The sequence below is a fragment of the Pseudomonas sp. BS-2016 genome (genome assembly GCF_001806145.1).
In the GTDB taxonomy this organism is placed as follows: domain Bacteria; phylum Pseudomonadota; class Gammaproteobacteria; order Pseudomonadales; family Pseudomonadaceae; genus Aquipseudomonas; species Aquipseudomonas lundensis.
Window position 1 is genome coordinate 1 of the sequence record NZ_MLCT01000044.1, and the last position, 628, is coordinate 628.

The 628-nt window shown below is 58.3% G+C and carries 1 protein-coding gene; it reads left to right on the forward strand.

Annotation, left to right across the window (positions count from 1 at the left end; translation table 11 throughout):
- The first annotated feature begins 167 nt into the window (after positions 1 to 167).
- Positions 168 to 521, forward strand: a complete 354-nt coding sequence (locus BKD70_RS22035) for a Gp49 family protein (RefSeq protein WP_047279250.1) — start codon at positions 168 to 170, stop codon at positions 519 to 521.
- The last annotated feature ends 107 nt before the right edge of the window (positions 522 to 628 follow it).

Consider the following 628-nt stretch of genomic DNA (forward strand, 5'->3'; position numbering starts at 1 on the left):
GACAAGGGCAAGCTGCTCACCCTTGATCAGCTACGCGAGCAGGACGCCGCGGCATTCGGCCGGGCGGGCTTGTAGTTTTCCGCGCCACGTTTAACGCGCTCACAAAACGTAGCGCGCACTTTCACAGCCTCGGCATTCGCCGGGGTTTTTGCATTCTGGAGAAGACCTTGAACGACCAAGCTATTGAGCAAGAGATTCAAGCTAAGGGACTATCCGCGCCACGCATCACCCCAGCGGACGTAACCATGAACATTCAAAGCGAGCACTATTTCACCGCTGGCGATGGAGTTGTAGGTGTAAAACCTGGTTGCGCCGTTTGCTACCCGGCATCCCTTGGTCTGCTGACCTTCTGCGTCTTGGTGCTGCAAAACGGCTTCACTGTTACCGGTGAGAGCGCATGCGCCAGTCCGGAGAACTTCGATCCGGAGATTGGCCGCAAGATCGCCCGCCAGAATGCCGAGCAGAAGATCTGGCCACTGATGGGCTACGAGTTAAAGCAGCGGCTGCGCGACGCGAAGTAACTGACCAACGAATGAATCAGCCTCGGCCACTGCCGGGGCTTTTTATTGCCTGTCTGTTCGGATGAGCGGGGCGCACTGGGCCGGATGGCCCGACAACTGGCCGGATG